General features: G+C 69.4%; 4 protein-coding genes. 1 reads left to right on the forward strand and 3 read right to left on the reverse strand.

The features are described from left to right. Positions 1-188: 188 nt before the first annotated feature. Positions 189-3,173, forward strand: a complete 2,985-nt coding sequence (locus ACFVQG_RS07600; RefSeq protein WP_383377900.1) for a carbohydrate binding domain-containing protein — start codon at positions 189-191, stop codon at positions 3,171-3,173. A gap of 19 nt (positions 3,174-3,192) precedes the next feature. On the opposite strand, the gene ACFVQG_RS07605 is transcribed toward ACFVQG_RS07600, so the two are convergent. From ACFVQG_RS07605 to ACFVQG_RS07615, 3 genes are all read right to left on the reverse strand, one after another. Then, positions 3,193-4,044: a PRD domain-containing protein gene (locus ACFVQG_RS07605; RefSeq protein ID WP_383377902.1), complete on the reverse strand. Its 852-nt coding sequence runs from the start codon at positions 4,042-4,044 to the stop codon at positions 3,193-3,195. A gap of 102 nt (positions 4,045-4,146) precedes the next feature. Further along, positions 4,147-6,276, reverse strand: a complete 2,130-nt coding sequence (locus tag ACFVQG_RS07610) for a glucose PTS transporter subunit IIA (RefSeq protein ID WP_383377905.1) — start codon at positions 6,274-6,276, stop codon at positions 4,147-4,149. 786 nt (positions 6,277-7,062) lie between these two features. Beyond that, positions 7,063-7,542, reverse strand: a 480-nt coding sequence (locus ACFVQG_RS07615; protein WP_383377907.1) for a transposase, incomplete at its 5' end; no start/stop codon positions are given.

Below are 7,542 nucleotides of genomic sequence, written 5' to 3' on the forward strand. Positions count from 1 at the left end.
ATCGCGCCATCGCACACCTGTCCGCAAATCCCCGCAAGGCGGACCCGGAGTCCAACCGCCCCTGCGTCACACCCCTTTACGCCCCTGCCACGCACCGGTAACTTCCCGGCGAAAGCTGTTGCAGCAAGATTCCGGCAGAGCTTTCAGAACTCCCCGTCGCGGCTCCACCCCCACCCCCGGAGACACGCATGACACGACGCACCCCGCACCGGCTGCTCAGACGCCCCCTGGCAGCGGCCACGGCGGCGGCAGGGACACTCGGCCTGCTCACGGCGCTGCCGGTCACCACCGCCCCGGACCCGACCGCCGAGCCCGTCGCCGCCGTCGAGTCCACGGCGACCGTCTTCTACTACACGAAGACCAAGAACTGGACCGCCTACCACCTGCACTACGCCCCGGACGGCGGATCCTGGACCACCGTGCCCGGCGTCCGGATGGAGGCGGCCTGTACGGACTGGGTCAAGGCGACCGTGTCCCTCGGGACGGCGGCCGGTCTGCAGGCCACGTTCAACGACGGCGGCGGCACCTGGGACAACAACGGCGGCCGGAACTACGACCTGGGCACCGGCGACATCACCGTCAAGGACGGAGTCGTGTCGCACAGCGACCCGTGCGCGGGCGGCACCGACCCGGGCGGCAACAGCGCCACCGTCTACTACTCCACCGCGACCGTCGGCTGGACCACCACCAACCTGCACTACAGGCCGGACGGCGGCGCCTGGACACCGGTACCCGGAGTCGGCATGGAGCCCGCCTGCACGGGCTGGACGAAGCGGACCGTCGACCTCGGTGCCGGAACGGCGATGCGGGCGGCGTTCAACAACGGCAACGGCGTGTGGGACAACAACAACGGCGCCGACTACACCCTCACGACCGGAGTGAGCACCGTGCAGGACCGGGTGGTCGTGCAGAACGCCGCCGACCCCTGCGCGGCCGAGGTCCCGGACACCGAGGCGCCGACCGTGCCCACGGAGGTGACCGCCCGGGCCGACGGCGTGTCCGTCGTCCTGACCTGGGAGCCGTCCACCGACAACAAGCAGGTCACCAAGTACCAGGTCACCCGCACCGGTGGAACCGAAGGCACGGTGGTCACCGATGTGACCTCCACGGTGCTGTCCGTGGCGGACCTGGAGGAGCGGACCCCCTACACCTTCACCGTCAGGGCGGCCGACGCGGCCGGAAACCTCTCCGCCGCGTCGGCGGCGGCCACCGCGACCACCGGCGACGAGCCGCCCGCCCCCGCGCAGGGCAAGCCCTTGGGCACCGACCCGCGCAAGGACCCCATCTACTTCGTCCTGACCGCCCGCTTCAACGACGGCGACAGCTCCAACAACAGGGGCGGCAGCCAGCACGGGAAGTCCGGCAACGCCGCCAACGACGACCCCATGTTCCGCGGCGACTTCAAGGGCCTGATCAACAAGCTCGACTACATCAAGGCCCTCGGCATGTCGGCCGTCTGGATCACCCCGGTGGTCCTCAACCGGTCCGACTACGACTACCACGGCTACCACGGCTACGACTTCTACCGCGTCGACCGGCGCCTGGAATCGGCCGGTGCCTCCTACCAGGACCTCATCAACGCCGCCCACGCCAAGGGCATGAAGATCTACCAGGACGTCGTCTACAACCACTCCTCGCGCTGGGGAGCCAGGAACCTGTTCACGCCGAAGCACTACGGCGTGCGGGACGCGCAGTGGAGCTGGTTCTACGACGAGCCGAACGCCTCCTTCGAGTACGACGGCCTGTCCGTCGAGCCGAAGTCCGGCAAGTCCTACTACAACGGCGACCTGTGGTCCACCGCCGAGCCCACCGGCAACACCTGCCTGAACTGGGGCCAGCCCACCCAGCACACGTCACCCGAGGGATACCGCATCTACAACTGCCAGTGGCCAAGCCCCACTTCGGGCATGTGGCCCAAGGACACCTACCACACCTGCTGGCTGGGCAACTGGGAAGGCGAGGACTCCCGTTCCTGCTGGCTGCACGACGACCTGGCCGACCTCAACACCGAGAGCCCCAAGGTCCAGAACTACCTGATCGGCGCCTACGACAAGTACATCGGCATGGGCGTCGACGGCTTCCGCGTCGACACGGCCGTCCACATCCCGCGGACCACCTGGAACCGCCGCTTCCTGCCCGCCATCCAGGAACGCGTCACCCAGCGGCACGGCGCCGAGGCCGCGAAGAACTTCTTCGTCTTCGGCGAGGTCGGCGCCTTCGTCAACGACAAGTGGAACCGCGGGTCGGTCAACCACTCCGCACAGTTCTTCACCTGGAAGGAACGCAGGGAGTACAGCGCCGACGACGCCAAGGCCGCGCTGGAGATGTACGAGTTCGAGAACACCGCGGGCACCGCCGCCCAGCCGACGTCCACCAACGCCTTCCTGGAGGGCAACACCTACCACGCCCCCGATCACAGCCGGTTCTCCGGCATGAACATCATCGACATGCGCATGCACATGAACTTCGCGGACGCCTCCAACGCCTTCCACAACGGCAAGGACTCCGACGACAGCGTCAACGACGCCACCTACAACGTCGTCTACGTCGACAGCCACGACTACGGCCCCAACAAGAGCGGCGAACGCTACACCGGCGGCACCGACGCCTGGGCCGAGAACATGTCCCTGATGTGGACCTTCCGCGGCATCCCCGCCCTCTACTACGGCTCCGAGATAGAGTTCCAGAAGGGCAAGAAGATCGACTGCGGCCCCACCTGCCCCCTGGCGACCACCGGCCGCGCCTACTTCGGCGACCACCTCCAGGGCGATGTGCGGGCGGCGGACTTCGGCAAGGTCGACGCCGCCACCGGCAAGGTCGCCGACACCCTCTCCCAGCCCCTGGTCAAGCACGTCCAGCGGCTCAACGAGATCCGCCGCGCGGTCCCCGCCCTCCAGACGGGCCAGTACTCCACCGAGGGCATCAGCGGCGACATGGCCTTCAAACGCCGCTACACCGCGGGCGGCACCGACAGCTTCGCCCTGGTCACCGTCACCCACGGGGCCACCTACACCGGCATCCCCAACGGCACCTACAAGGACGCCGTCACCGGTGACACCAAGGTCGTCACCGACGGCGCGCTCACCGTCACCGCCCCCGGCAAGGGCAACCTCCGCGTCTACGTCCTCGACGGCCCCGGCAGGATCGGCACCCCCGGCACCTACCTGAAGTGACCCACGGGGCCGCCCGGCGCTACTGGGCGGCCCCGATGGCGTCCATGGTCATACGGGCCACGTGGAGCGCCAGATAGGAGACCTCGTCGTCGCTCAGCTGCTGTCCCAGCCGCAGCTCGACGATCGTCGCCAGTTGCTGCGCGGTGCGGGTCGCCTCCGGGTAGTGCTGCCGGATGCCCTTGCCGATCGTGGACTCCTGGCCCTTGAGCTGCCGGTGCTGCTGGATTCGTACGAAGAGGTAGCGCACATGGGTGATGAACCGCGCCGCGCTCATCGACGCGTCGGAGACGTCCAGGCCGTAACGCTCGCGCACCACGGCGAGCATCTGCTGGATGACGCCGGTCATCGTGTACGTGAAGGACAGGTCCCCGGAGACGAATCCCGCGTTGACCAGGTGCAGCGCGAGAGCCGTCGCCTCGGAAGCGTCCAGTTTCGGGCTCACGCGCTCGTTGACGGCCCGCAGCAGGCGCTGCGCCTGGGCGTACTCGGTGGCGTACAGGGTCTGGACCTCGGCGCGCAGCGGGTACTCGATGACGATGCCCCGCGCGGCCCGCTCCAGCGCGCCCGCGATGTGGTCGGCCACGGCGATGGCGAGGGTGGGGCGGGTGGACTCGCGCCCCTCGATGCCGACCTCGCTGAGCGCGGTCACGACGGCTTGCAGGACCTCCTCGCTGATGAGGGCGAGGGCCTCGGCCAGGTGGTCGGGGTCACGGCCGTCGACCGGGACGAAGACCCGCTTGATCAGCGCGGGGTCCACGTGCTTGCCCTGACCGGAGCTGAAGCCGATGCCACGTCCGGTGAGGATGACCTCCTGGCCCTTCTCGTCCCGTGCGAGGACCACATTGTTGTTGAGGACCCGCAGCACCTTCACCGCTGTCCCCCCTTCTGTCCGTGCCCCCATCCTCTCCCGCTCTCCCGGTCCGGCGCGGCACATCATCGTAAGCGGCGTGCGCGCCGGACCGGGAGCGGGCCGTTACCGCCGTACGGTCACCACGAGAGCACCGGCGGTGACGTCCTGACCGGTGTGCGGCTCGACCGCGGCGAGATCGGCGGTGTTCAGGACCGTCATCAGGGTGACGGTCGGGTGGTTCGCCGCGCGTACGGCGTCCAGGTCGACCTCGGCGAGGAGGTCACCGGTACGGACCTGCTGGCCGGGCGTCACGTGCACCTCGAAGCCCTCGCCCTGCATCTGCACCGTGTCGATGCCGATGTGGGTGAGCACCTCGACGCCGTCCGCGGTCCGGATGCCGAAGGCGTGGCCGGTGTCCGCGACGGTGACCAGCTCGCCGTCGACCGGGGCGACGACACGGCCGTCGGCGGGCTCGATGCCCACGCCCTCGCCGAGCGCGCGGGAGGCGAAGACCGGGTCCCCGACCTCGTCGAGGCCGACCACACGGCCCGCGACCGGCGCCGCGAGGCGGGTACTGGTCCCGCCGGTGCCGGACGTGACGGCGGTGCCGGAGCCCGCGGTGGCGGCGGAACCGGCGGCAGCGGCGGCTCCTACGGTGACCAGTTCGCGGTCGTCGGCCGCCGCGGTCTCGTCGTGGGTCTGCGTCGCCGCGGCCTCGGCGGCGTCCCGCTCGGCGGCGTCCCGCTCGGCGTTGGCCTGGGCGCGCTCCTCGGGGGTGCGGTAGTCGGAGACGTAGACGAGCACCATCGCGGTGACGAAGGCCGCCGTGATCGCGATGAGGTAGACGCCCATCGGGGAGAAGACCGGGATGGTCAGTACGGAGGTGAAGGCGAAGGCCTCGGTGTCCACGCCGCCCAGGACGCCCACGATCAGACCGCCGACGAGGCAGCCCACGAGCATGCGCGGGTAGATCCGCTTGAAGCGCAGGTGGATGCCGTACAGCGACGGCTCGGAGATGCCGCCGAGCATGCCCGCGGCCAGGGCGCCGGTGGCGGTCTGGCGCATCATCGGCTCACGGTGGCGGATGGAGAGCAGCAGCACGCCCGCGGTGGCGCCGAAGCAGGCGAAGTTCCAGGCGCCCATCGGGCCCTGGATGAAGTCGTAGCCGATGGTGTTGATGTTCTGGAGCATCAGCGCGTTCAGCGGCCAGTGCAGGCCCAGCGGCACCAGGAACGGGTACAGCAGCGGAATGAAGATCGCGAAGACGATCGGGGCGTTGTCGTTCAGCCAGGCCAGTCCCTCGCCGATGCCGTTGCCCGCCCAGACGCCCAGCGGGCCGATGAGGAAGGCGGTCACCGGGATCATGATCAGCATGCTGAAGAACGGCACGAAGACCAGCTGGATGTTCTCGGGGAACAGGCGCCGCAGGCCCTTGTAGACCAGGGCGAGCAGGGCGACCATCAGCAGCGGTACGAACACCTGGCCGCCGTAGTCGTTGAGCTGGAGCGGCAGGCCGAAGACCTCCGCCACGCACTGCTGGGTGCCCAGCGTGGAGTTGGTGGTGCAGGTGACGCCGGGGATCCCCGAGTCGGGGTTGAGCATCCCCGTGAAGTTCGGGGTCATCACCGCGGCCATCACCGTGGCGCCCACCCACGGGTCGATCTGCAGCTTCTTGGCCGCGTTGTAGGCGACCATGATCGGCAGGAAGTACAGCACCGAGCGCCACATCGCGTCGACGAAGACCCAGGTGGCCGACTTGTCCGCGGCGCGGAAGTCGACCACGCCCAGGGCGTCCAGGACGGAGGTGATCGCGATGATCAGCGAGGCGCCCAGCAGCACGCCGAGGAGCGGGCGGAAGGAGTCGGAGAGGTACTCGAAGAAGTTGTCGAGCCAGGCGAAGCGGCCCCGGCCCTTGGCCCGGACCGCGGCCTTGACGTCCGCGTCGGACTGCGCGCGCGGCGCCCCGGAGCGGCTCATCGACGGCAAGTTGATGATCTTGGAGTGGACGTTCGCGACGGCGCCGCCGATCACGATCTGGAAGCGGTCACCGGACTGCGGCACCGTGCCCATGACGCCGTCGAGCGCGTCGAGCGCGGCCTGGTCGACCTTGCTGCCGTCATGGAGCTGGAAGCGCAGCCGCGTCGCGCAGTGCGTGAGGCTCTCGATGTTCTCCGGTCCGCCGACGCCTCGGAGGATCTCCTCCGCCAGCCCGTCGATCCCCGGTGCGGGTGTGTTGTTGATGCGTCCCTGCATCTCTGGTTCCTGCCGTCCTGCGTAGGTCCGCGCTCTCTCCCGCCGGATCGAGGCCCGGATTCGGGCAACAAAAAAGGCCCGGGTCGCGCACGAGGCGCTCCCCAGGCCTTGCCTCTCCTCAAGCGGTACACCAGCCGTGGCATCGCGCGGGGCGATGACGATGGCGACCTCGGAGAGTAACAATCCTGCGATCGAGATCGATCGGGACGACTATAGCACCGGACGGGGGCGCGGTGGCGCGAACAAGGGCTGTACCGTCCTCCGCCCCCTCCCGGCACCGTGCGCGCCTACCTCGCGGGGCGGACTCCTCTCGCGGTGCAGCGGCACGTCCCCGAGGGAACGGTGGACACGGCGCGGCCCCCGAGGGTGCGCCGCAACTCCGCGCCGTACGGCGCCTGGTAGCTGCCTTCGACATGGGTGAGGCCGCCGACGGCCCTCGGCTCGATGACGTCCACCGACGGGGTTCCGGAGTGACGTGAGGCGGTGGCGGCCCGGACCGCGTCCAGCCGTCGGTGTGACCACGGTCACGGTCACGGTCGCCGGGCGGCAGGTGCGGCGTAGGCCCAATGCCGTTGCGTTTAGGGGTCGGCGGGTTGGGGTCGTTGGATGCGGACTGCTTGAGTGCCGGTGTGGGTGGGCTGGGGCCAGGTGTGGTGTTCGGCCCGTTTGAGCCGGTAGTTGGACATCTTGCGTTTGACGACGCGGGGCTGGCTGCGCAGCCGTCTGGCGGGCAGGAGGCGTTCGAGGAGGTCGTGCTGGAGCCAGACGAGGGCTGTGACCAGCAGCTCAGGGGGAAAAGCTGCCCGGCGTGAGGGTCACGCTGCGCCGGGCGGAGCGCAGGGTTTCGGTGAAGGAGACCCGGTCGGGATCCAGGCCGCGGGTGGCGGCGGTTCTGACCACCAGCTCGCGCAGCGCGTGGTGGACCAGCAGATGGGCCCAGATCTGCTGTAGGACGCCGTCGGGCGTCTTGCTGCTCAGCACGATGCGGGCGCCGCGCTGATGGGTCTTGAGCTCGGCGAAGACAGCCTCCGCCTCCCAGCGTTCCTGGTAGAGCGCGGCCAGCTGGCGGGCGGGGTAGCGGCAGGCGTCGAGCAGGGTGGTCACCAGTCGGTAGTCCTGATCCTCACGGCCGGTGCCGTGCAGCTGATAGGCGAGCACCCGCACCGTAATTGGATCGGTGTGCGCGGGATCGGTATGGGCGTGGATGCGGGAGATCCAGGACCCGTCCCGTAACTGCCGCTCCACGGGCAGGACGCGGTTGGCGGG

The sequence above is a fragment of the Streptomyces sp. NPDC057877 genome (assembly GCF_042796855.1).
Classification (GTDB): Bacteria; Actinomycetota; Actinomycetes; order Streptomycetales; family Streptomycetaceae; genus Streptomyces.

Excerpts from the sequence above, each read along its gene's own strand:
- ACFVQG_RS07600 (WP_383377900.1), top strand. The coding sequence starts at position 189 with ATGACACGACGCACCCCGCACCGGCTGCTCAGACGCCCCCTGGCAGCG.
- ACFVQG_RS07610 (WP_383377905.1), bottom strand. The coding sequence starts at position 6,276 with ATGCAGGGACGCATCAACAACACACCCGCACCGGGGATCGACGGGCTG.